The sequence below is a fragment of the Sulfobacillus sp. TH-112 genome, assembly GCF_057473405.1.
The window spans coordinates 16,467-37,120 of the sequence record NZ_JBYCKN010000175.1 but is presented as its reverse complement, the minus strand read 5'-3'; the positions used below and the strand labels follow the sequence as shown (position 1 = coordinate 37,120).

The 20,654-nt window shown below is 53.1% G+C and carries 23 protein-coding genes and 1 pseudogene; 4 read left to right on the top strand and 20 right to left on the bottom strand.

Annotation, left to right across the window (positions count from 1 at the left end):
• Nucleotides 1–10: 10 nt before the first annotated feature.
• On the bottom strand, nucleotides 11–1,414 hold the full coding sequence (lpdA, locus tag ACOJWD_RS12630) for a dihydrolipoyl dehydrogenase (RefSeq protein ID WP_486993588.1): 1,404 nt from the start codon (nucleotides 1,412–1,414) through the stop codon (nucleotides 11–13).
• 361 nt (nucleotides 1,415–1,775) lie between these two features.
• Between lpdA and ACOJWD_RS12625 the strand changes: the two genes are divergently transcribed.
• Complete coding sequence (locus tag ACOJWD_RS12625; RefSeq protein ID WP_486993587.1) at nucleotides 1,776–3,020, top strand: MFS transporter; 1,245 nt, start codon at nucleotides 1,776–1,778, stop codon at nucleotides 3,018–3,020.
• A 55-nt stretch (nucleotides 3,021–3,075) separates the two neighbouring features.
• Complete coding sequence (locus ACOJWD_RS12620; protein ID WP_486993586.1) at nucleotides 3,076–3,381, top strand: rhodanese-like domain-containing protein; 306 nt, start codon at nucleotides 3,076–3,078, stop codon at nucleotides 3,379–3,381.
• Here the strand turns inward: ACOJWD_RS12620 and ACOJWD_RS12615 are convergent.
• The 4 genes from ACOJWD_RS12615 to ACOJWD_RS12600 all read right to left on the bottom strand — a co-directional run bounded on the left by ACOJWD_RS12615 (nucleotide 3,378) and on the right by ACOJWD_RS12600 (nucleotide 6,564).
• Nucleotides 3,378–3,713: a nucleotide pyrophosphohydrolase gene (locus ACOJWD_RS12615; RefSeq protein ID WP_486993585.1), complete on the bottom strand. Its 336-nt coding sequence runs from the start codon at nucleotides 3,711–3,713 to the stop codon at nucleotides 3,378–3,380. The two genes, ACOJWD_RS12620 and ACOJWD_RS12615, sit on opposite strands and share 4 nt — an antisense overlap.
• Nucleotides 3,710–4,753, bottom strand: coding sequence for an NADH:flavin oxidoreductase/NADH oxidase (locus tag ACOJWD_RS12610; RefSeq protein ID WP_486993584.1), 1,044 nt, complete (start codon nucleotides 4,751–4,753; stop codon nucleotides 3,710–3,712). Before ACOJWD_RS12610 ends, ACOJWD_RS12615 begins: the two co-directional genes overlap by 4 nt.
• Before the next feature lie 18 nt (nucleotides 4,754–4,771).
• The gene (locus ACOJWD_RS12605; RefSeq protein ID WP_486993583.1) at nucleotides 4,772–5,242 is read right to left on the bottom strand and encodes a 23S rRNA (pseudouridine(1915)-N(3))-methyltransferase RlmH; all 471 of its coding nucleotides are present in this window, start codon (nucleotides 5,240–5,242) and stop codon (nucleotides 4,772–4,774) included.
• A 320-nt stretch (nucleotides 5,243–5,562) separates the two neighbouring features.
• On the bottom strand, nucleotides 5,563–6,564 hold the full coding sequence (locus ACOJWD_RS12600; protein ID WP_486993582.1) for a S1C family serine protease: 1,002 nt from the start codon (nucleotides 6,562–6,564) through the stop codon (nucleotides 5,563–5,565).
• A 380-nt stretch (nucleotides 6,565–6,944) separates the two neighbouring features.
• On the opposite strand from ACOJWD_RS12600, the gene ACOJWD_RS12595 reads away from it, so the two are divergent.
• Nucleotides 6,945–7,595 (top strand): MBL fold metallo-hydrolase, encoded by a 651-nt coding sequence (locus ACOJWD_RS12595; protein WP_486993581.1) that lies wholly within the window; start codon nucleotides 6,945–6,947, stop codon nucleotides 7,593–7,595.
• A gap of 607 nt (nucleotides 7,596–8,202) precedes the next feature.
• Here ACOJWD_RS12595 and ACOJWD_RS12590 read toward each other — a convergent pair.
• The 6 genes from ACOJWD_RS12590 to ACOJWD_RS12565 all read right to left on the bottom strand — a co-directional run bounded on the left by ACOJWD_RS12590 (nucleotide 8,203) and on the right by ACOJWD_RS12565 (nucleotide 13,356).
• Complete coding sequence (locus ACOJWD_RS12590; protein ID WP_486993580.1) at nucleotides 8,203–8,538, bottom strand: hypothetical protein; 336 nt, start codon at nucleotides 8,536–8,538, stop codon at nucleotides 8,203–8,205.
• A gap of 207 nt (nucleotides 8,539–8,745) precedes the next feature.
• Complete coding sequence (locus tag ACOJWD_RS12585; protein ID WP_486993579.1) at nucleotides 8,746–9,951, bottom strand: thiolase family protein; 1,206 nt, start codon at nucleotides 9,949–9,951, stop codon at nucleotides 8,746–8,748.
• Nucleotides 9,951–10,625 carry a 3-hydroxyacyl-CoA dehydrogenase family protein gene (locus ACOJWD_RS12580; protein WP_486993578.1) on the bottom strand — a complete coding sequence of 225 codons (675 nt, stop codon included), beginning with the start codon at nucleotides 10,623–10,625 and terminating at the stop codon, nucleotides 9,951–9,953. Before ACOJWD_RS12580 ends, ACOJWD_RS12585 begins: the two co-directional genes overlap by 1 nt.
• Nucleotides 10,615–11,448: a 3-hydroxyacyl-CoA dehydrogenase family protein gene (locus ACOJWD_RS12575; protein ID WP_486993598.1), complete on the bottom strand. Its 834-nt coding sequence runs from the start codon at nucleotides 11,446–11,448 to the stop codon at nucleotides 10,615–10,617. The genes ACOJWD_RS12580 and ACOJWD_RS12575 overlap by 11 nt, the downstream gene beginning before the upstream one ends.
• Nucleotides 11,449–11,459: 11 nt before the next feature.
• A complete protein-coding gene (locus ACOJWD_RS12570) occupies nucleotides 11,460–12,245 on the bottom strand; it encodes an enoyl-CoA hydratase/isomerase family protein (protein WP_486993577.1) in 786 nt (261 codons plus the stop codon).
• A gap of 22 nt (nucleotides 12,246–12,267) precedes the next feature.
• Nucleotides 12,268–13,356, bottom strand: coding sequence for a glycerate kinase (locus ACOJWD_RS12565; protein WP_486993576.1), 1,089 nt, complete (start codon nucleotides 13,354–13,356; stop codon nucleotides 12,268–12,270).
• A gap of 368 nt (nucleotides 13,357–13,724) precedes the next feature.
• Between ACOJWD_RS12565 and ACOJWD_RS12560 the strand changes: the two genes are divergently transcribed.
• Nucleotides 13,725–14,189 (top strand): glutathione peroxidase, encoded by a 465-nt coding sequence (locus ACOJWD_RS12560; protein WP_486993575.1) that lies wholly within the window; start codon nucleotides 13,725–13,727, stop codon nucleotides 14,187–14,189.
• Between the two features lie 72 nt (nucleotides 14,190–14,261).
• Here ACOJWD_RS12560 and ACOJWD_RS12555 read toward each other — a convergent pair whose 3' ends face one another.
• From ACOJWD_RS12555 to ACOJWD_RS12515, 9 genes and pseudogenes are all read right to left on the bottom strand, one after another.
• Complete coding sequence (locus ACOJWD_RS12555) at nucleotides 14,262–14,498, bottom strand: hypothetical protein (protein WP_486993574.1); 237 nt, start codon at nucleotides 14,496–14,498, stop codon at nucleotides 14,262–14,264.
• Nucleotides 14,495–14,896: a hypothetical protein gene (locus tag ACOJWD_RS12550; RefSeq protein WP_486993573.1), complete on the bottom strand. Its 402-nt coding sequence runs from the start codon at nucleotides 14,894–14,896 to the stop codon at nucleotides 14,495–14,497. The genes ACOJWD_RS12555 and ACOJWD_RS12550 overlap by 4 nt, the downstream gene beginning before the upstream one ends.
• A 57-nt stretch (nucleotides 14,897–14,953) precedes the next feature.
• Nucleotides 14,954–16,942 carry an MFS transporter gene (locus ACOJWD_RS12545; protein WP_486993572.1) on the bottom strand — a complete coding sequence of 663 codons (1,989 nt, stop codon included), beginning with the start codon at nucleotides 16,940–16,942 and terminating at the stop codon, nucleotides 14,954–14,956.
• Between the two features lie 15 nt (nucleotides 16,943–16,957).
• Complete coding sequence (locus ACOJWD_RS12540) at nucleotides 16,958–17,455, bottom strand: MarR family winged helix-turn-helix transcriptional regulator (protein WP_486993571.1); 498 nt, start codon at nucleotides 17,453–17,455, stop codon at nucleotides 16,958–16,960.
• A 348-nt stretch (nucleotides 17,456–17,803) separates the two neighbouring features.
• On the bottom strand, nucleotides 17,804–18,787 hold the full coding sequence (locus ACOJWD_RS12535; RefSeq protein WP_486993570.1) for an aldo/keto reductase: 984 nt from the start codon (nucleotides 18,785–18,787) through the stop codon (nucleotides 17,804–17,806).
• A 158-nt stretch (nucleotides 18,788–18,945) separates the two neighbouring features.
• Entirely contained in the window at nucleotides 18,946–19,209 is a 264-nt protein-coding gene (locus ACOJWD_RS12530; RefSeq protein WP_486993569.1) for a hypothetical protein, read from the bottom strand.
• Between the two features lie 15 nt (nucleotides 19,210–19,224).
• Nucleotides 19,225–19,710 (bottom strand): annotated as a pseudogene (locus tag ACOJWD_RS12525) (aldo/keto reductase).
• A 125-nt stretch (nucleotides 19,711–19,835) separates the two neighbouring features.
• Nucleotides 19,836–20,366 carry a zinc-binding dehydrogenase gene (locus tag ACOJWD_RS12520; RefSeq protein ID WP_486993568.1) on the bottom strand — a complete coding sequence of 177 codons (531 nt, stop codon included), beginning with the start codon at nucleotides 20,364–20,366 and terminating at the stop codon, nucleotides 19,836–19,838.
• A gap of 16 nt (nucleotides 20,367–20,382) precedes the next feature.
• Complete coding sequence (locus tag ACOJWD_RS12515) at nucleotides 20,383–20,643, bottom strand: hypothetical protein (RefSeq protein WP_486993567.1); 261 nt, start codon at nucleotides 20,641–20,643, stop codon at nucleotides 20,383–20,385.
• Nucleotides 20,644–20,654: the final 11 nt, after the last annotated feature.

Here is a 20,654-nt window from a genome sequence, read left to right as displayed (position 1 = left end):
CCCCCTCACATTAAATGTGAATTGCGTGTCCATCCACCGCCAAAGCCGCCTCATGTAACACTTCAGACACGGTGGGATGAGCATGAACACTCTCCGCCACTTCCCACGCTGTCGCTTCAAGAAATCGCGCTAAGGCCATTTCGTTAATATAGTCTGACGCATGCGGTCCGACAATATGGGCGCCCAATAACACGTCCGTCTTCTTATCTGCAACCAATTTGACGATACCCTCGGCTTCCCCTAAAATCATGGCCTTGCCGTTCGCCTTAAAGGGGAAAATCCCCACCTTCACTTCATATCCGGCCGTCTCGGCTTCTTTTGCTGTCAAACCGACGGAGGCGACTTCGGGGCGAGAATAGGTCACACGTGGCACGCGATGCGGATCCAACAACTCCGGTTTTTGCCCCGCAATGGTCTCCACCGCAATCATCCCTTCGTGGGAGGCTACATGAGCCAAGAGATACCCACCGATGACGTCCCCAATCGCATAGACATGAGGTACATTGGTGCGATAGTGGTCGTCCACCACAACAAATCCGCGATCCACTTTCACTCCCACCGTTTCAAGACCAATATCCTCGGTAATAGCCTTGCGGCCAATCGCGACCAACAGTACATCACCACTCACCGTGGCCTCTTTACCATCACTCCCGGTAACACTTGCACTGACGCCCTTACTGCTGGTCTTGACGCTTTTTAAGTCAAACTTCGTTCCCGCTAAGATCTTAATGCCACGGCGTTGCAGCATTTTCGCGAGTTCACTCGCCACCTCTTCGTCATCTTGAGGCAAAATATGAGGCAACATTTCTATGATAGTGACGTCGGCTCCAAAGTCATTATACATTGACGCAAATTCGACTCCGATGGCTCCTCCGCCCAATATCACAATAGACTTTGGTATATCTGTCTTTTCAAGAATGTGATCCGAACTTAAGATGCGCTTGCCGTCAAACGGAAGGTCTGGTAATTCACGCGGAATGGACCCGGTAGCGATCACGATGTCCTTAGCTTGGAGCGTCACTTTACCCTTTTCCTGCGTCACCTCAATGTGGTTGGCATCTAACATCCGTCCCCAGCCCGCCACAGTAGTGACCTTATTCTTCTTAAGAAGAAACTCCACACCCTTCCACAACTGGGTGACGACCTTATCCTTTTTGGCCATTGCCTTCCCATAATCGAGGCCCACATTCTCTGCCACCAGGCCAAATTCCTCACGATGTTGAAATGTATGTAACAATTCCGCTGTGTGCAATAGAGCCTTCGTCGGAATACACCCACGATGCAAGCAGGTGCCACCAACTCTCCCCGAATCAACCAAAGCGGTTTTAAGGCCTAGTTGCGCGGATCGAATTGCCGCCACATATCCTCCGGTGCCGCCTCCTAATACCACCACGTCAAAGTTGGTCTCCGCCATTCCTCGATCCTCCCCCACAATACTGCCGGCTGTTGCGATTGTCTCCATGAAGGCGACTTGTCCCTGTACGACCCTCAGCCCTTATCCATGAAGCAATCCCACCAACGCACGAAAATCCCGTCCAGATTCATTGTTCAATCCAGACCGAATAGATATCCGTGACTCCCAAGGTTCTTTCATCATCCTCCATGGTGGGCACACGATCCCACGATTAGAGGCTACCTAGAGCCTAACGCTTTCATAGGATTCTCGCAAGCCAACCGCGATTAAAGGAAACTTACAGATTTTGTCGAATGAGTCTCGTAACCGTACCCAAAAGCACATCGTGCCTTGTCGTGGGTACGTGCGAAGGAGGACCACTGTGAAGGTCACGATGCGGGCTCCCCATCGTTTAAGCATTGTCGAGAACCTGGCGTTAAGTTTCTTCTGGTTTACGTCCAATATGCAATGGACCGCTCTCATTATTATTATCGTGCCCGAATTGGTGCTCCACATGGTCGGTGCTACCCGATCAGGAAGCTCGGTCTCTTTGTTGACAGCTTTGGGGGCCCTTCTAGCATCCATTATTCAGCCCATTATTGGCGCTTTGTCGGATCGGAATCACAGCGCAATGGGAAGACGCCGCCCGTATATGATTGTGGGCGTGATCGGCACGGCCATCGCCTTAACCTTGATGGGTTTTATCCACCAATTTACGGTATTTTTGTTGGTCTACCTAGTGTTACAACTGTTCTCGAACTTAGCATCCGCCCCCTACCAGGCGCTCATTCCCGACGTCGTGATGTTTGAACAACGTGGGGTCGCATCGGGGTATATGGGCCTGATGAGTCAAGCCGCGATCATCGGGGGCGTCCTGATACCGACTTTTTTCTCGATCCGGTCAACATTTTTGATCTTGGCGACCTTGCAAGTGGTAGGACTCCTCGTCACGGTGTTCGGGGTTGCCGAAAGGCCCCTACAGGAACGCGCCGCTCCATTTGACATGGGCCTCTTCCTCAAGAAGTTTTGGATCTCCCCGAAACAACATCCGGATTGGTGGTGGGTCTTTTTTACCCGTCTTTTGGTAATGCTGGGATTTTCCACTCTAGAATATTATCTCTACTACTATCTCCATTTTGTCCAACATTTGGCCAATCCGAACCCTATTCTCGACATTGCACTCATTGCCGTCACCGCCGCGTCGTTGCTCTCAGTGCTTACCGCAGGCTGGCTTTCTGACCGCTGGAACAAGAGAAAAGTGATGGTGATTGTCGGTGGATTGGTGATGGGTTTAGCAGCTCTTGGCTTTGTGTTTACCCATTCCATCACCATGGTGATCGTGTCTGCCGCGGTGTTTGGACTGGGCTATGGAACCTACCTGTCGACCGACTGGGCACTCGCCGTCGATGTGCTGCCGCCAACCGGAGATGCTGCCAAAGATATGGGATTGTGGTCCATTTCCCAAACCTTGGCGCAAACCATTGCCACCGCCATTGCCGGTGTGCTATTGGCCATATGGGTTGTGCACTTCGGACAAGCGCTCTCCTATCGCGCCCTCTTCGTCATGACATTCATCTATTTTGTCTTGGGATCCATTCTTGTCACCCGTGTCAAGAAGGTGCGCTAGTTGTTGCCACTCATGCTATGATTAAAATACCCACTATGGTATGAGGAGGTCAAGCATGGTTCGTCATCTATCCCCGGAACGGGTATCTTCTATGGCCCGTTCCGGTCAGGCGCTCATCATCGATGTCAGAGAAGGGAGCGAATATCGGCTCGGTCACATCCCGCGAGCCAAGCACATTTCATTAAGCCAGTTAACCCAACGCCTCAAAGAGGTGCCCAAAGAGAAGACCGTCGTCGTGGTATGCCGCTCTGGCAATCGTTCGAGTCGTGCCGCAGCACTATTGGAAGAGGCCGGGTTTCGCAATGTCTTTAACATGGCGGGCGGCATGGATCATTGGAAAGGTCCCACAGAAAGCCACTAGATCTGTTCATCTGGGAGCGTTTTACGCCGAAAGCGATCATGATCTCGCGTATAAAACTTTTCCATCACCTGGGAGAAGGTCGCATCCAGGTCGATCCCTTGGCTGTTGGCAAACGACACCAATACAAAGAGCATGTCGCCTAACTCCATCGCCAGTGAGCCCAGAGGTTCACTGGCTTTCTTAGGTTTTGGGCCATAGAGGTGGTTCACCTCACGCGAGAGCTCCCCTAATTCTTCGGCCAAACGCAAGATCATAATTTCCGGGGAAAAGTAGCCTTCTTCGAATTGCCCTATCCACTCATCCACCGTGTGCTGCATTTCAGCGACGGTCATGGTTTAGATTCCGGATTCACGAACGAACGAGGGAAGGCACGATAGTACTCGTGCGGTACCTGCACGGTTGCGTCAAAGTGGAGGGCCGCAGAATTCACCCAATAGGGATCCTTAAGTAACCCTCTCGCAATAGCGATCATATCCGCGTCGCCTTGTTGCAGAACCGATTGCGCCAGCTCATAGGATTCCAATCGCCCCACCGCCGCCACCGGAACATGAAGCGCCTCTTTAAGCCCACGCGCGTAGACTACTTGATACCCCGGGAAGTCATGGATACGGACCACCGCATTGCCTCCGGTCGAAATGTCAAACATATCCACGCCACTCTCCCGATACACACGAGCCATGGTGAGCAACCGATCAAAGTCGTACCCCCGGTCGGTATATTCTGTTGCCGAAAGCCGCATCATCAGCGGCATCCCTGATGGCATCACCGAGCGCACCGCTTCAATGACCTCTTTGCCAAACTGGGTCGGCTCGCCATAACCATCATCGCGATGGTTAGATAGGGGTGACATAAATTGATGAATTAAGTACCCATGCGCGCCATGCAGTTCGATCGTATCGACTCCCGCCTCGATTGCCCGTCGGGCTCCTTGGCGAAATGCCTCGACCAATCGCTTGACTTCATCAATGGTTAAGGCATGCGGCACCCGATACTTATCGGAAAAGGCAATCGCCGACGGTCCCTCCGGACGCAGTTCGGGAGACTCGGCCTTTCGACCCGCATGGGCGATCTGAATGCCCACCTTGGCACCATAGTGATGGACTTGATCAATGATACGACGATAGGCCGGAATCTGTTCGTCGGCCCAAATCCCCAAATCATTCACGGTAATACGCCCATCGGGCACTACGTCCGTCATCTCGATCATGACTAAGCCGACGCCACCCACCGCCCGCGACACGTAGTGCACATAGTGCCACTCATTAGGTGTCCCATCCTGATCCCAAACAGAGTATTGGCACATGGGCGACATCATCACCCGATTCTTCACCGTCAGCCCCTTGAGAGAAAACTCATCAAATAATCCTGCCATACCTATCACCCCAATAAATTACGCTTTATGATACGGATGCCCTTGGATAATGGTCCAGGCCCGATATAGTTGTTCCGCCACGATCACATGGGCCAAGCCATGCGGAAACGTTAACGGAGAGAGTGACCATTGCCAGTCAGCGCGTCGTTTAACCTCATCACCGACGCCTAGACTACCGCCTACCACCCACACCACCCGGCGAGACTGATCTCGCCAACTCTGAAACCGCTGGCTGATCTCGTGAGAGCTGACCGATTGACCGTTCACATCTAACAGAATAGCAAACTCGTCACGACTGATCCGAGAAAGAATATGTTCTTGTTCTTTAAGCACGGCCCGCGATTCAGTGCCCCGGCGAAAGGGCTCTTCGGGAACGACCGCCCAATCCACGGGCACGTCACGGCGAAGACGTGTTAAGTATTCATCCACCAACCCTTTTAGTCGTGCATCGCGCGGCTGGCCCACCGTTAAGAGACGAAAATGACTCACGTATGATCCCTCAATGTCGTGACGAACTTTTGAGAAGTGTAGCATGCCTGAGCCATTTTTTCCAACGGTAGTCGAGATGGACCATGGTTGTCTTCCCACTAAAAAACTCGAAAAAAGCGCCGGTAAACGCTTGGCGGTGACCCTGTAATTCTGCCACGCCGAGAACCGTAGGGAGCGGCCTTCAGGATTGCCTGGTCGAAGTGGAACCGTCTATCAATATCAGAGATTGTAGGTCGGACAGGGCGATGAGGTTTCGGTATTCGGTGTAGCGTCCTCCTTAATCGGAGTCATTGGCCCCGTTCCGACCGTGATCCACCACCTTAGGACGTCTTATTCAGTACAGGAGGGGTCTCTTTCAATTTAATGGCTAACGTCAGGACAGCATTCCCCCGAATGACGCCCAGCGAGACCGTCTGTCCTACTGCTGCATGTTCCAGTACCTGCATGACATCACGTAGTCCATGGATGGGATGGCGATTAATGGAGGTAATGAAGTCGCCGGTGGTGATACCGGAAAGTGCTGCCGGACCTCCCGGTGTCACCGCGGTGACTAACATGCCAAACTCCTTACCCGGTACCTTCTGCAAGGTTGCTCCAATCCAGGGCCGCCGCACATGGCCATAGCGCAGTATTTGCGTAACCACATACTGTACGGTATCACTGGGAATGGCAAATCCAATTCCCTCAACTCCTGTTTGGGCAATCTTGCTGGAGTTAATACCGATCAACTGACCTTGGTCATTGACTAATGCGCCTCCACTATTGCCGGGATTGATTGCCGCATCGGTTTGAATGAGGTGGTATTCCCATCCATCGCGGTACATCACCCGATCCTTCGCCGACACCACCCCCACCGTTACCGTATGACTTAATCCCAAGGAGTTTCCAATGGCGACCACTAATTCACCCGGTTGAATGGTACGAGAAGATCCGAAGTGAATGGGCACAACGTGCTGGTCATGAATGCGGATCACGGCGAGGTCGGTGGTCGGGTCTGTTCCTACAATCCGAGCCCGATAGCGTTGGCCCCGGTTCAGCACCACCGTCAGGGAATCGGCGCCTTGAATCACATGATAGTTTGTTACGATATCCCCTTCCTGATTAATCACTACCCCGGACCCCATGCCCCTCAGTTGCTCACGATGGCCCACGACCCGATTATTAAGTACCACTACGACCGAAGGATCGACGCGTTTTGCCACGCTGACTACCGGCCAATGCAATCCCGAATTCAGGGTTTGTGGCACCGCTATTGTCATGAGCCATGCACCAATAAACATCCCGATAATACCTATGATGAGTGCTTTGATCGACTTCGTCATAGCCATCCCTCCTATCTAGGACAACGTATGCCGCCACAAGAAGAGATAGACGGAAGTGTAGGGCGAACGCGTCATCTCATCAAGGGTTTTGAGCGTTTGAGGGTTTAGCGGAAAAGTGGCACATCCGAACGATTGGAGCAATCATCTAACACCCCATGTCGGGAGTGCAGTAGAGCGCTCGATCAGGAGGGCCTCAGGGAGGAAGTTCTAGGCAGCCTGGGCCTTTTGTCTCATGGCAGGGATTGATATTTATCGGAGTCGAAAGCGGCATTAAGCGATGTCGTCATTGACCGGAAATGACCGCACGGCATTGACACGATCGCCGCATATATTTTACCGTGATAACAATGTATGAGATTAACTATAAAGAGGGGTGCCCGATGCAGATCCAATGGTTTGGCCAAGCCGCATTCTTGTTAACGTCCCACGATGGCACTCGCGTATTGATTGATCCGTATGACCGGCTACTACGATACCGTATGCCTAAACCGATCGCCGCTGATATTGTTGCGGTGACCCACAATCATGGAGACCATAATAAGATACGGGTCGCCTCAGGAGATTATCTATTAGTCAACGAGCCACGCGAGTATCGAAAAAAGGATGTTACCATCCAAGGATTTAAGACGTACCATGACCGCGTAAAAGGACGCAAGCGGGGTCAGAACCTGGTTTTTCGATTGAGCATCGATGGACTGACGGTGGGCCATTGTGGGGACCTCGGACATCGTCTATCTGAGGAACAATCCCAAAACATCGGCCCTCTCGACATTCTTATGATTTCTGTCGGAGGACGAGTCACCTTAAACGGGGAGGACGCCGTCGACGTCATGCAGCACTTACACCCCACCATCACCATCCCCATGCACTATCGTACCCCCGCATTATCCTTGCCCGGACGATTACTGTTCGATACCGTGGACACGTTCATTGAAGCGGCCTCGCTTCCTGTAGAACACAGGGACACCTTAGAGGTGAACTCTGCGACATTGCCATCATCTCCGACGATTGTTGTGATGCGTTATGAATGATCCATCGAAAACGAAACGCTGGTGTAACGGGTAAGTTCCAGGATGAGTAACAAATAAGGATCCTTGGGTACAATGACAATCCATATGGGGTCGCTCTTTTTATCGCCGAGAGTACCCATAATGATGAAACATTCGGCTCAGCAGCTACTACTGTTGTTCGATAATCACACCCTGCCTGTACGCTACGAAACTCTCACGAACGCCAAGGAAGGAAGCATCCCACGAAGGTGCTTCCTTCCAGCGCACTGAGGATTCCATGAGAGGATTTCTTCTCACCTTTTTGCATCGGAATGTCCGTGTCTAGGTCCGCGATCCGCAATCGCCGCACCGCTTGCGGATAACGATCCGCGGGTGCTTCTCGCCAGCATACTCTCTATATCCCTGCGCACGCGTTGGTAGCTGCTTGTAGCTCACGCCATACGACTTTTGCTGCGGATCCAAGCTTAGCGATGTGCCGCCAAATTCTAGAGTCCTTTCACATACCATTCCGATGCGATCTCAAGATGGTTCTCGCTCAGCATAGCCCGTTTCCCGATATCTTTGTGGCCACACACGACCAATACTTGAGCGGCCGCGAATTCCAATCGCGCTCGGGTACATACCTCGTCTAATAGAGCTGCCCCGACGGTGTCCCAACGCAGGCCGCCGCGAACCCAGTAGTCATCCACCAGACACGTCGGGCCCCCTGGCGCATACACCGGGGGAGACGCAACGATGTTGGCAATAATGAAGCCCTCCACCCTCCCCAGAGTGCCTCCCAAACCATCGCAAGAGTATGGGCGTCAGCCAGCACCTGGGCCAAGAATCCCCGATGATTCTCGCGCGCATGGGGGGCAATGCGCCAAAAGATCGACTGATAGCCTTCATATTGGAGACGCTTTTCGTGAATCAGGTCCGCAATGACATCCGCATCGTCTTGAGTCGCCATACGAATACAATTCATTAAGGATCCTCCCCACGTTGATTTTAGACGCGTTGAGCATCATGCTCCTATTTTTTCGGGTCGTAAGCCTCTTCCCCTTTGCTTTCCCTGATAAAGCACCGTTTCAGACTTCATACGCTCGCATCTTCGAAACGCACCCAGGTTGGCGCTACACCGATATTCCTAACGCCCCATAGGCTTTCGCCTACACCGCCAGGTCTGCCCTCTCTATCCGTCTCTTTCAATGAGAGTAGCAATACCCTGTCCTACGCCAATACACATGGTGGCTAATCCCTTGCGGGCGCCGCTCGTCTGCATCCCATAAATTAGAGTGGTTAAAATGCGGGCCCCTGAGGCTCCTAAGGGGTGGCCCAGAGCAATAGCGCCGCCGTGCCGATTGACGCGGGAGTGCTCAATCGGCAGATCATGCAGCACGGCAAGTACTTGAGCCGCGAACGCTTCATTTAGTTCCACCTGTTCCACCTCATCGAGGTCCCAGCCAGTCCGTGCCAGTGCCTTCTTCGTGGCAGGCACCGGACCATATCCCATAATCGAAGGATCCACTCCCGCCACGCCAGTACCACGGATCACGGCTAAAGGCGCAATGCCCCGCCGTTCCGCGAGTTTTCGCTCCATAAGGACGACGGCTGCCGCCCCATCATTGATTCCTGACGAGTTACCCGCGGTGACAGTGCCACCCTCACGGAACGCCGCTCGAAGTGTGGACAGTTTTTCTAAGCTCGTCTCTTTTCGCGGATGTTCATCCTCGGTCACATAATGCACGGTCCCCGTTTTCGGATTTTCTATTGGCACGGGAATCAGTTCTTTGAGAAAGTGCCCCGATTCTTGACTCGCCACCGCCTTTTGATGTGATGACAGAGCCCACGCATCTTGTTCCTTACGGCTAATGTGGAACTTATGCGCCAAATTTTCTGCGGTCTCTCCCATAGAATAGGGATGATACATCGCAGCCAACCGCGCATTCACCATACGCCATCCGATAGTGGTATCAAACATGGTTTGGTTCCCCGTGGGATAGGCCCGCGGGCTCTTTGGAATCACGAAAGGGGCGCGCGTCATCGATTCCACGCCCCCTGCCACAATGATGTCTGCATCCCCACTTTTAATCGCCTGATACCCGCGATTGACCGCTTCCAGGGAACTGCCACACAGCCGATTAAATGTCGCTCCTGGCACGCTCACAGGAAACCCTGCTAAAAGAAGCGCCATACGGGCGACATTACGATTATCTTCACCCGCTTGATTGGCTGCCCCGAGAAGAACATCGTCAATTTCTTCGGGGTCAAGAGAGCTATCCTCTACCACCTGTTTTAATACCAGTGCCGCCAGGTCATCCGGCCTGACATCTTTCAGCACACCACCGTGTCTTCCAATCGGTGTCCGGCGCGCTGCCACTATGGCTACTTCACGCATTAGCTGTCCTCCCCTTCCAGTTGCGAACTACCAACCATCTTCCGAATCGTCGGATGGGGACGAAATCGAGGTCCATACATATCTTCTAGTGCCCGTAATCCCCAATAGACGTTATCCCAACCAAATAATTCCGCGTAGGCAAACGGCCCCTTTGGATAGTTCACTCCACGTTTCATGGCATCGTCGATCGCCTCAGGAGTTAGACCCCGGGTCAAGAAGTCGACCGCTTCATTAATAATGGGAAGGATCTCTCGCGAAAAAATGTGGCCGATGCTATCCTCAATTGAAATGAAGGTCAACGTCGGCCATATCTCTTGGAGAAAAACCCGATCCGCCTCATCGGCGCCAGCGATGGTCAGAGTGCTACCTCCCGCCTGCACTAGCAGCGGATCATAGCCGATAAGCTTTATCGCATTAGCGGTCCATGCTCGTTGTGCTGCAATCGTGGCGGTAATCGACGCCGTCAAGACCATTAATGGTCCTTCGCCATCCAAGAGACGCAATCGCTCTTGTTTTTGCCGCAATGGTCCGATGTGCGGCTCAATCAGTACACCACCCCGGGGCACCGCATGCCCTTCTAGCCGGGAAAGTGCGTTCACGCCCTGGGTCATGCGCTGCCAGACGCCAAACTCCTGGTCCTCATTTCCCCAATAGGTGACTTGTTTAGTCGTCATAACGATAGAACCCCCGATGGCGTTTTCGTCCCCAATAACCTCGTGCAACCAGTTGTTGTTGCCACGGATGGGGACGATAGCGTTCGTCATAATAGGTTTGCTCAAAGACCGAGGTGGTCACGGAGAGATTCACATCTGTCCCCACTAAGTCCATCACGCGAAATGGACCCATGGGAAATCCTGCGCTCTGCATTACCGTATCCACGGCCTCCATCGGAGCCACGCCTTCATCAACCAGCCGCAGCGCTTCCAGGTAATACGGTCGGGCAATGCGATTCACGAGAAATCCCGGGCGATCCGGCACCACCACCGCCTGTTTACCTAATGCCACCACGAGTGCCTCTGCGGCATGCAGATACTCTTCAGAAGTGTCCAGTCCGCGGATAATCTCGACTAATCCCATGCGAGGCACCGGATTAAAGAAATGCAGTCCTCCGATGCGTTCGGGATGCTGGGTCGCTCGAGCTTGTAAGTGCGCAATGGAAATCGACGAGGTATTGCTCGCAAGCCACACCGACGCGGGGTAGTGTGCGTCGAGCTCGGAAAAAATTTGCTGCTTGAGGTCTAGGCGTTCCGGAACCGCCTCGATGACCCAATCCACCGACGAACTCAGAAGTTCCGACGAAAAGGTCAACGCTCCTAAATATTGTTCTATCGGAGCCGATGCCCGTCCCTTGTGGATATGCTTTTCGAATGCCTGCTGGAGCTTATGTAGAGCCCCTCTTCGTGCCTCAGCGTCCGGATCGGTCATCACAACCTCAAACCCCTGCATCAGGGCCACTTCCGCAATCCCGACACCCATCGTGCCGGAACCAACCACCATGATTCGCACCACTATCGCCCCTTAAATACCGGCTCTTCCTTGCGGAAAAACGCCTGCACGGCACCGAGATGATCTTCCGTCTCGGCGGCTTCAATTTGAAATTCCTTCTCGCGCTCCATAGCATCATGGAGCCCATGGGAGGCTCCCCAAGCTATCGAACGCTTGATCATTCCTAACGCGATCGGCGGGCCCTCGGCAAGACGCCGAGCCAGTCCATAGGTTTCCTCTTCCAGTCTATCGGGAGGCACCAATCGATTCACCAGTCCCCAATCGCGGGCGGTGTCCCCGTCTATCATGTCCCCGGTCATGGCCATTTCGAGAGCCCGCGAAACGCCAATAAGGCGAGGAAGAAAGTATGTCGATCCAGAGTCGGGCACCAATCCAATCCGCACAAAAGCTTGTGAGAAGCGCGAACCTTCGGCCGCAATGCGCATATCACACGCTAGTGCTAAAGACATCCCGGCCCCAGCGACAACGCCGTTTATCATGGCAATTGTCGGTTTCTCGAGACCAGAGAGCTTACGAATGAGTGGGTGATAATAGTGATCGAGGTGCGCTCCAATGTCGCGCTTCTCGCTGCCATCTCCAAAGGACTTCAAATCTTGTCCAGAGCAAAATCCCCGGCCCCGACCCGTCAACACTAAAACACGGACCGATGGACTCTTTTCGACTTCCTTGATCGCTTGCGTTAACTCCATCAAAAGTCCATCCGTCAAAGCATTGAGCGTTTCCGGGCGATTGAGTGCCACCGTGGCGACAGCGCCCTCTAAATTCCATTCTAGCCATTGGTATGCCATGCTCTTCCCTCCCGATTCATCGTTATCTCAACCACATGCCCGCCCCGTACGCCGCCTTTTCAATCAAGGATGCCATGGTTCGATGGGCTTCACGCACACTACGGGGGCGGTCTAATATGGGGTACACCCCTCGTAGCCCCTCCTGATAGAGGTCCGTGTATCCGTCTCGGAGCTCAAGGGCCAAACTCACCGTCGGCACCTTCATCATCTGGCCGGCATTCGCCATCACGCCCACGGCATGACGCCGACTATCGCGGGTCAGTCGGACACTGCCCGTCATGATATAGTCCACCGTGGCAATCACCGGTCGGATGGACCCCAATTCCACTAAAAATTCGGCCCCCGACTGAAATTGCGAGCCAAGAAAGGCCAGTGCCATCCCGAGCCCCCCTCCGACTCCCGTACAGGGCATGTCGCTTAACGGCAATGCAATATGCTCGGCCAACGCCGCCACAAAGCGTGCCGCAGCGAACATAAGCCCGCCATGGATGAGATCGAGTTGAAAGTCCTCTTGCTGGACTCGCATATTCCAGGTCATCCCGCTATCCGTCAGAGCCACAATCGGAACCGCTGGCGGACGAAGACCAGAAAAATCTAATCGTTCAACTTTCAATAAATGACGCGTGCCCGTGATGAGTTCACGATTTTCATCATCATATGCTTGAACTCCAAAGATCTGTAGGAGTCCCAGACCGCCGTCGGCAGCCAAGACATCACCGAGCGCAATGGCAATTTGACGAGGCGTATACGCGGATAACTGCATCACCATTTGTGCCAACGGCCGGCTATCGGTATACGCTTTATTCAAGACGGCCGGGCCGTCTGGATTGCCGAGTGCGTCTTTGGCGTCGAAAATGGCCGTCCCGTCCGGGAGGAGCGCCCATTTAACCTCTCGGCTATGGCGATTCGCCAAGACAATCGTTTCATGTTTTACCCGTCCACCCGCAATCCGTACGGCGATATCGGTTGTCCCAATTCCCCCGCTGGCCATGGGATATAAAAGACATTCGACCGATGGCCCAACACGAGCTAACCCTCGCGCTATAGATTGCGCCACGGCCTGGGCCTTCATCGTGGGATAAAATCGTTCCGGGGCCACCAAAATTCGCATCGTCAAACCCTCAGTATGTAGTAGTCGAACATCGAGGAGAGGACCCTCTCCATCGCATTCCGAGTCCGCTCCGCCAGATCTTCTTCTACTATAACAGAAGCCCCCCGCCTGAAGTCGTCACCACGGTCCCCAAAATAGGGAACCGTCACTCCCCCAATTCTCGCCATCGCTTGGTCCCCCTGAGGATGCCCCAATTGGGGTCCCGTGATGAACGACCCTCATGGTCTCACAGGGACTGTGGTCAAAGGTCAAGATGGTGTTCGGGTCGCGGCAATGCCTGCCAAGAAAATACGCCGTTATCCCTGGTTATCCGTATAATGAGAGAAGCACTAAGAGCATAGCGCCATAGGAAGGATGTGGATGGATCAGTGAGTATCTATGATTACGTGGTAAAAACAGCGGGGGGCGAGGAACAACCCCTAAAGACCTATGAAGGCTCAGCCCTCCTGATTGTCAATACTGCCAGTCAGTGCGGATTTACCCCCCAATATCAAGGACTTCAAGATCTTTATCGCACCTATCATGAACAAGGGCTCGCGATTATCGCATTTCCGTGCAACCAATTTGGCCAACAGGAACCTGGTACGGATGACGAAATTCAGGAATTTTGCCAAGTGAACTATGGCGTAGAATTTCCTGTCTATGCCAAAGTGGAAGTGAATGGCGACTCGGCCGCGCCCGTATACGACTACCTCACCAGTCTCGAGCCTGCAGGGCCGATCCAATGGAACTTCACCAAATTTTTATTCGACCGCACGGGACAGTTTGTCGGCCGCTACGAACCCCGCGTGACGCCGGAGGACCTCAAAGAGGTCCTTGAAAAAACGCTCTAGGGATAACTAAGGCAGGTTGGGCTGGTAGAGGATGATCCATTCCTCGCCAGCCCCTCTTGGTAATCAACCGATTCAGTCTTCGACTAATGTCGAGTGACGATGCGAAATTTCGCGTAGCCGTAATCCCCAAAAGGCTACCAGTCCTAAGAGGGAGACCACCACGATTATCGCCCCGAGAATATCCGTTCCTAGGACAATGCCAGACCATGGATTCCCATGTTTTGGCGCATACCCTATCAGATAGGGAGATGCCATCACCCACATTCCTGCCAACACCCCTAAGAGGCTCATCCAACTACCGATTTTCATGATGCATTCCCTCCTCCGCTGCGGTGCCCCTCTTTGGCGGCTAATTGCTCGGTTAAGTCACGCAAAACGGTTTCAGCCAGCGGGCGCAATAACTGGTCCAGATTGTCATCGTTACCACGAGGTACTGAAAATTCTTCGGGCCGCGACGCGTCCACCGCTTTGGATTTTTCCTCCATCACCCCAAGAGAAACAAGTTCCTTACGCAGCCCACCGTACCAGGCCATCAAGCTTATTAGGCCCAGCACCACCAACCCAATGCCAGACCAAAAGTCGCTCATGGTCGCATGGGTCCAACCGCCCACATTGGTGTGTAGCGCAAAGGGCCAGATTAAGAGTGCCATCCCAGCGACCACCACAACCGCAGACGTGGCCATTGGCCATACATATTTCGTGACCATCACATAACCTCCTACCTCATATCACATATTTTCGTTCGCAGCCCTGAAGACGCGTCGCTAGTGGCGACTCTCTACCGTATCCAAGGGACGGTCCGGGACTTCCGCCATCTGTTGTAACTCTTCTGGACTCGCGACGCCATCGAAGGATTGGCGCTGCCCTAGCGACACCGATAAATGCGCTAATGCGCGACGCAGTTGTTGCTCCCGTTCGAGCGGCGCATCGAGATCCGCACCGTCTTTCGCTGTCCACACGGCGGAAAGCGCCCCCACAAGGGATGCTCGCGAGTCGGAACCGGGACGAACTGGTCCGTGAACCCTTGCAGGCTTCGCGGTATCCCCATCCTCATAGATGAAGCGGTCCCCTCGAAATACCGATAACAACGCCGAAAGAAACGTCATTGCCGCGGCAAACCAGAATACCAGACGCAGAGCATCCATAAAGGGATGAGCAATGAGCGTCGGAAAGAAATGGGGACTGACCAACATAGCCCGCTGGGACGTCGGAAGGTGAGCCAATACCGCCCGACCGCTAGCGGTTTCTCCCAGCAACAGTTTCAAGGGATTGTATCCCAACAAAGCCGCGAACAGTACCGACATCGGTGGTAAGTGCGCGATACCGTGAATCATGGCACTGGGTAAGGCAAACCGCTTCAATCCTTGAACAATCGTGTGAGGTAACCCGGTCGCAAGCGAAGTAATCACCATAGAGAAGAAGATCCCCATGGATAACATCTGCCCAGCATTCATGAAGGTGGCTCGCATGCCGGAGGCCACTCCGCGAAAGCGGGGCGGCACGGAACTCATGATGGCCGACGTATTGGGTGATGCAAAGAGCCCCATCCCTGCTCCCACGACAAAAATATAAAAGGCGAAGGTCCAATAGTGAAAATCGGACGGGAGCGTCTGCAATAAGAAAAATCCCATAGCACTCACCAGCATGCCAATGGTGGCGAACCACCGAGCACCATAACGATCAGAAAGTTTTCCACTGATCGGGCCAAACACAAAAAACCCTGCCATCTGAGGTATGGTGTCGATGCCCGCTTGAAGCGGGGTATGCGTAAACGACACCCCATGCATGGGAAGCCAAATTCCCTGTAGCCAGATAATCAGCATAAACGACAAGCCACCGCGCGCAATAGCGCCCATAAGACTGGTAAAGTTTCCGATGGCAAAAGCCTTGGTCTTAAAAAGTGGCAGGTGAAACATCGGATCTTCAACAAAATTCTCAATGATCACGAAGGCAATCAGTAGTGCGATTCCCCCAAAGAGACTGATACGCACGAAGGGACTGGACCATCCCATGGCATGGTTCCTATAGGGGTTAATACTGTAAGTCAATCCCAACATGACACCGAGCAAGCCCGCCGCAAACGTAAGGTTCCCCCACCAGTCAATGCGCTTGGTTTCCCGCTTTGCGGCGGTCTCTTTAAGGGCCAAGTAGGCCCAAATGGTGCCGGCAATCCCAAACGGGACGTTCACGAGAAAAATGGCTCGCCAGTCGATGGCCGATAATAACCCGCCGACCACCAATCCCATCACCGCCCCCCCAATGCCCGCAATCTGGTTAATCCCCAATGCGAACCCCCGTTCATTGGCGGGGAAGGCGTCGGTCAGAATCGCGGCGCTATTGGCAAAGAGAAAAGCGCCCCCAATGCCTTGAACAAATCGGAAAATGATGAGCTCCCACTCTCCCGTGAGACCTTTTCCTGGCGTAAAAAATAGCAAAATCGATCCCGCGGTAAAAATCAAAAAGCCAAGATTATATAACTTCACTCGTCCGTAGGAATCGGAAATGCGCCCGAAAGCGACTAAGAGGATGGTGGTAGCCACATTGAATCCCATCAAAATCCATAGCAAGAGGCTGGTTTCGCCTTTTGCCAAAGGGTTAACGTCAATCCCGCGAAAAATAGCTGGCAAAGAAATAATAAGAATGGTTTCATTGATTGCCGCCATTAAAATTCCTAAGGTGGTATTAGTTAACGCAATCCATTTATATGCCACCCCACGATGCGAAGGGGCCGAATGCGATACGCCGCTAGCCATTTTTTCGTGTCCCTCCTATTGTGCATCATCCGCTGATGACAATCCAATCGTCTCATTACCACCATTCTCAATGTCGTGGACGGCGTTAGTAAAAGAATTCAACGCGTAAGTGAACACCTCTCTGTCGTGCGCCGTCATCTGCTGAATGGCCACAAAAAGTGAGGTGGTATACCAACTTGTCAACTCACTAACCCTGGTACGCCCCGTCTCTGTCAGACGCACCCATACACGCCGCCGATCATGTAAGTCGGTAGTTCGTTCAACCAAAGCGCGCGACTCGAGACGTTCCAAGATGCGCGTCAACGAGGTCGACGACATGGAAAGTTTTTTTGCCAATTCCCCCGCTTGCTCATCCTGAAGACTCAGGACCCGCAGACACTGAACCTGAGCAATGGTTAACTCGTGACTGCGCCACAGGTCAAAAATCAATGGCTCAGACACTCGAATGAGATTGACAACTGCCTTGAGGGCCTTGACTTCCGATTCCGACGGGCGGTCCTCTGTTGAATCCACTTTTCCTCACCTACACTAAGTTAATCATTATCACAGCGACAATAATATCATATGCAACAAATAAAAGAACAATTTTACCATCGAGTGCGCCTTTTGCGCCAACACTTGGTATTGCCAGCATGTGCGTGGGGGAACCTAGTTATTCCCGGAGGGCGCTAGTCGTGAAAAAATTGCACGGTCCGGCAGTCTCCCGACCATATGGCTAGTGGGTTCTTCCGAAAGACTGGGTGCGTCACTTGACTTGACCCGCTTCCGAACATTAGATCTCCGCACTAGGCCCTCATCCGTGACAGGGCATAGACGGCCCTCTGGCCTTTCCATGTCCTGTCCGATTGAGATGCAGTCAGCCTATAACGCTCCCACGACCGCATGCGGCACATAAGGCTCCTCGACGAACGCACACTCGTCCGGTGTCAACTTTAGCGTTAGAGCGCCAACCGCATCCTCCAGATGCGACAACTTCGTCGCTCCGAGAATGGGCGCTGTCACAGTTCGCTGCTGCAATAGCCACGCCAGGGCAATTTGCGAGCGCAACACCCCATGCTGATCAGCCAACTGCGCAACCCGATCCACAATCGGTTGGTCCATAGTAGCCATGGCCTCGTATTTGTGCCTTTGCACGCGGTCTGTTTCGGAACGATGGGTCGTTTGATCCCGTCCCCGCGTTAGGCGTCCCGAGGCCAGGGGACTATAGGGAATCATGCCGATACCTTCTTCTTCACACAGTGGTACCATTTCCCGCTCTTCTTCTCGGTAAAGGAGATTCCAGTGGTTCTGCATAGACACAAAGCGCGTCAATCCGTGAGCGTCCGCCACATAGAGAGCCTTAAGAAATTGCCAGGCATACATGGCGGAAGCCCCAATGTATCGCACTTTACCCGCCTTTACGACATCATGCAGGGCCTCCATGGTCTCTTCAATGGGTGTTTTGTAGTCCCATCGATGGATCTGGTACAAATCCACGTAGTCCATCCCTAATCGCCGTAGACTCTGATCGATTTCCGTCAGAATAGCTTTCCGGGACAGTCCCACCCCATTTGGCCCATCATGCATAGGAAAATGGACCTTAGTAGCTACCACTACCTCATCACGCCGGGCGTACTCCTTCAGGGCGCGGCCCAAAAACTCTTCGCTGGTACCGTCTGAATACACATTGGCGGTGTCAAAAAAATTGATACCTAGGTCAAGTGCCCTCTTGATAATTTGGCGACTTGGCTCCTCTTCAACCACCCACGGATGTTCCCAACGTCCGGATGATACCCCAAAACCCATACATCCTAAACAGAGCCGGGATACCTCAAGCCCCGAACGGCCCAGCTTCGTATACTCCATCTTTCGCTCCTCCTGTCTGCTTGTATGCCTTAAAGAAATCAGTATTCGCCTGTCCTAGGCATAAGGGCCAGGAGACGTCGCCTTTCTCACCCGTAACCCAATTTACAGGTGTGTTGATATCAGCCGCTCGGCCATTATCCGGGGTCTTTTTTAGATGTCTAAGTCCGGCTACTAAGAGACCGAACCATCGCCGGATCGCGATGCGAAAAAAATACGCTTTGGTGCGTACCGAGTGTCTCAATATCGGCCAGCTCCTTCAGGGCCAGAGTGAAATCAAAAATCTGGTAGTTTTCCCGAATACTTTCCTGGTGCACCGTCTTGGGTATCACGATAATTTTGTGTTGCACCAACCGGCGCAAGATGACTTGGGCCACCGATTTGTTATGGTTTTCGACTATGCTCAGCGACACGGCATTATCCAATATATGATGACGTCCTTACGCGAAAGGCCCCCACGATTCCATCTGTACGTGGTACTCCCTCATGATGTGGGCACTGTCGATTTGCTGGTGAAAGGGATGCGTCTCGATTTGATTGATTGCAGGACCTACGTCATGATGGAGAATCAGGTCCACCAACCGATCTGGTTCAAAGTTACTCACGCCGATAGATCGAACTCTGCCTCCCGATACAAATCCTCCATCGCCCGCCACGCACCATACAGGCTGGTGAATCAGATACAAATCTAAATAGTCGAGGCGTAAGCCGTCCAGCGATCGGAAACACGCTCGTTTGGTTAACTCATAGCCCCCATCCTGAATCTACAATTTAGTGGTAATAAACAACTCTTCTCGCCTTATGCCACTTTCTTGAATGACCCGACCAACGGCTGCTTCATTGTGATAGGACGCCGGAGCCTCCACCAATCGAAATCCGGTCGCTAATGCCTCTCGGACAGCCTCGTGACCCTCCGCATCGCTCATTTGATATACACCGAATTCCAAAATCGGTATCTCGACCCCATTATTCAAAGTCACTGTTTACATGGCATGGATACACTCCCTCCACCTCATTCTAAGCGCGCCCACCGTAATCCATCATGGCCTCATCAGCGATCGCTCACACGCAGCAATGATTTGATGGCGCGACGCTGGTCCATGGCCTGGTAGGCCTCGACGATGTGATCTAAATCCGTGCGAAGATCGAAGATGCGGCCGGGATTCATTGCTCCTGCCAACACGTCCTGTAGCAATTCCGGAATATAGGTCCTTACTGGGGCTGGTCCGCCTTGAATACCGACATTCTTGAAAAACATCTCTTGGAAAGGAATTTCCACATCCGTTGGTACACCTACACTCCCTATTGTGGAACCAGGACGCGCAATTCCAATTGCCGTCCGCATGGCCTGATTGGTGCCTACACATTCAAGCGCAGCATCCACTCCAACGCCTCCGGTGAGCTTCAAAACAGCGTCTACAGCCTCTTCTCCGCTCCCGCTCACGATGTCGGTAGCACCAAATTCGCTCGCCACGGTCTGGCGGTCCGGGTGGCGACTGAGTGCAATAATGCGCTTAGCTCCCAAACGCTTCGCCGCAATAATGGCACACAATCCTACCGCACCGTCGCCTACCACTGCCACCGAATCACCGGGCTTTTCATGCGCTCATTGCGGCATGGTGCCCGGTGCCCATAACATCGGACAAGGTAAGTAACGAGGCCAGCATGTCGTCTGAATATTCCCCTTCAGGAATTTTAACGAGAGTCCCGTCCGCCAATGGTACGCGAACCATTTCTCCTTGCCCGCCATCCATCGTCTCTCCGCCCCACCCACCACCGTGAACACAGGCTGCGATGTTGTCACTAAGAATTTGCGTGGCATTAAGTGTGAGCGTCATGGGAACCCTAGGAGGCGTCATCGATAGGGATC

Bases quoted from the DNA above. Each gene is read 5' to 3' on its own strand.
- ACOJWD_RS12575 (WP_486993598.1), bottom strand. From the start codon at position 11,448: ATGGTGGTTGGTTCCGGCACGATGGGTGTCGGGATTGCGGAAGTGGCC.
- ACOJWD_RS12600 (WP_486993582.1), bottom strand. From the start codon at position 6,564: ATGACGAAGTCGATCAAAGCACTCATCATAGGTATTATCGGGATGTTT.
- ACOJWD_RS12610 (WP_486993584.1), bottom strand. From the start codon at position 4,753: ATGGCAGGATTATTTGATGAGTTTTCTCTCAAGGGGCTGACGGTGAAG.
- ACOJWD_RS12620 (WP_486993586.1), top strand. From the start codon at position 3,076: ATGGTTCGTCATCTATCCCCGGAACGGGTATCTTCTATGGCCCGTTCC.
- ACOJWD_RS12535 (WP_486993570.1), bottom strand. From the start codon at position 18,787: ATGGAGTATACGAAGCTGGGCCGTTCGGGGCTTGAGGTATCCCGGCTC.
- ACOJWD_RS12550 (WP_486993573.1), bottom strand. From the start codon at position 14,896: ATGGTCACGAAATATGTATGGCCAATGGCCACGTCTGCGGTTGTGGTG.
- lpdA (WP_486993588.1), bottom strand. From the start codon at position 1,414: ATGGCGGAGACCAACTTTGACGTGGTGGTATTAGGAGGCGGCACCGGA.
- ACOJWD_RS12615 (WP_486993585.1), bottom strand. From the start codon at position 3,713: ATGACCGTCGCTGAAATGCAGCACACGGTGGATGAGTGGATAGGGCAA.
- ACOJWD_RS12580 (WP_486993578.1), bottom strand. From the start codon at position 10,625: ATGACGACTAAACAAGTCACCTATTGGGGAAATGAGGACCAGGAGTTT.
- ACOJWD_RS12555 (WP_486993574.1), bottom strand. From the start codon at position 14,498: ATGAAAATCGGTAGTTGGATGAGCCTCTTAGGGGTGTTGGCAGGAATG.
- ACOJWD_RS12595 (WP_486993581.1), top strand. From the start codon at position 6,945: ATGCAGATCCAATGGTTTGGCCAAGCCGCATTCTTGTTAACGTCCCAC.
- ACOJWD_RS12585 (WP_486993579.1), bottom strand. From the start codon at position 9,951: ATGCGTGAAGTAGCCATAGTGGCAGCGCGCCGGACACCGATTGGAAGA.
- ACOJWD_RS12545 (WP_486993572.1), bottom strand. From the start codon at position 16,942: ATGGCTAGCGGCGTATCGCATTCGGCCCCTTCGCATCGTGGGGTGGCA.
- ACOJWD_RS12565 (WP_486993576.1), bottom strand. From the start codon at position 13,356: ATGCGAATTTTGGTGGCCCCGGAACGATTTTATCCCACGATGAAGGCC.
- ACOJWD_RS12570 (WP_486993577.1), bottom strand. From the start codon at position 12,245: ATGGCATACCAATGGCTAGAATGGAATTTAGAGGGCGCTGTCGCCACG.
- ACOJWD_RS12515 (WP_486993567.1), bottom strand. From the start codon at position 20,643: ATGACGCCTCCTAGGGTTCCCATGACGCTCACACTTAATGCCACGCAA.
- ACOJWD_RS12590 (WP_486993580.1), bottom strand. From the start codon at position 8,538: ATGAATTGTATTCGTATGGCGACTCAAGACGATGCGGATGTCATTGCG.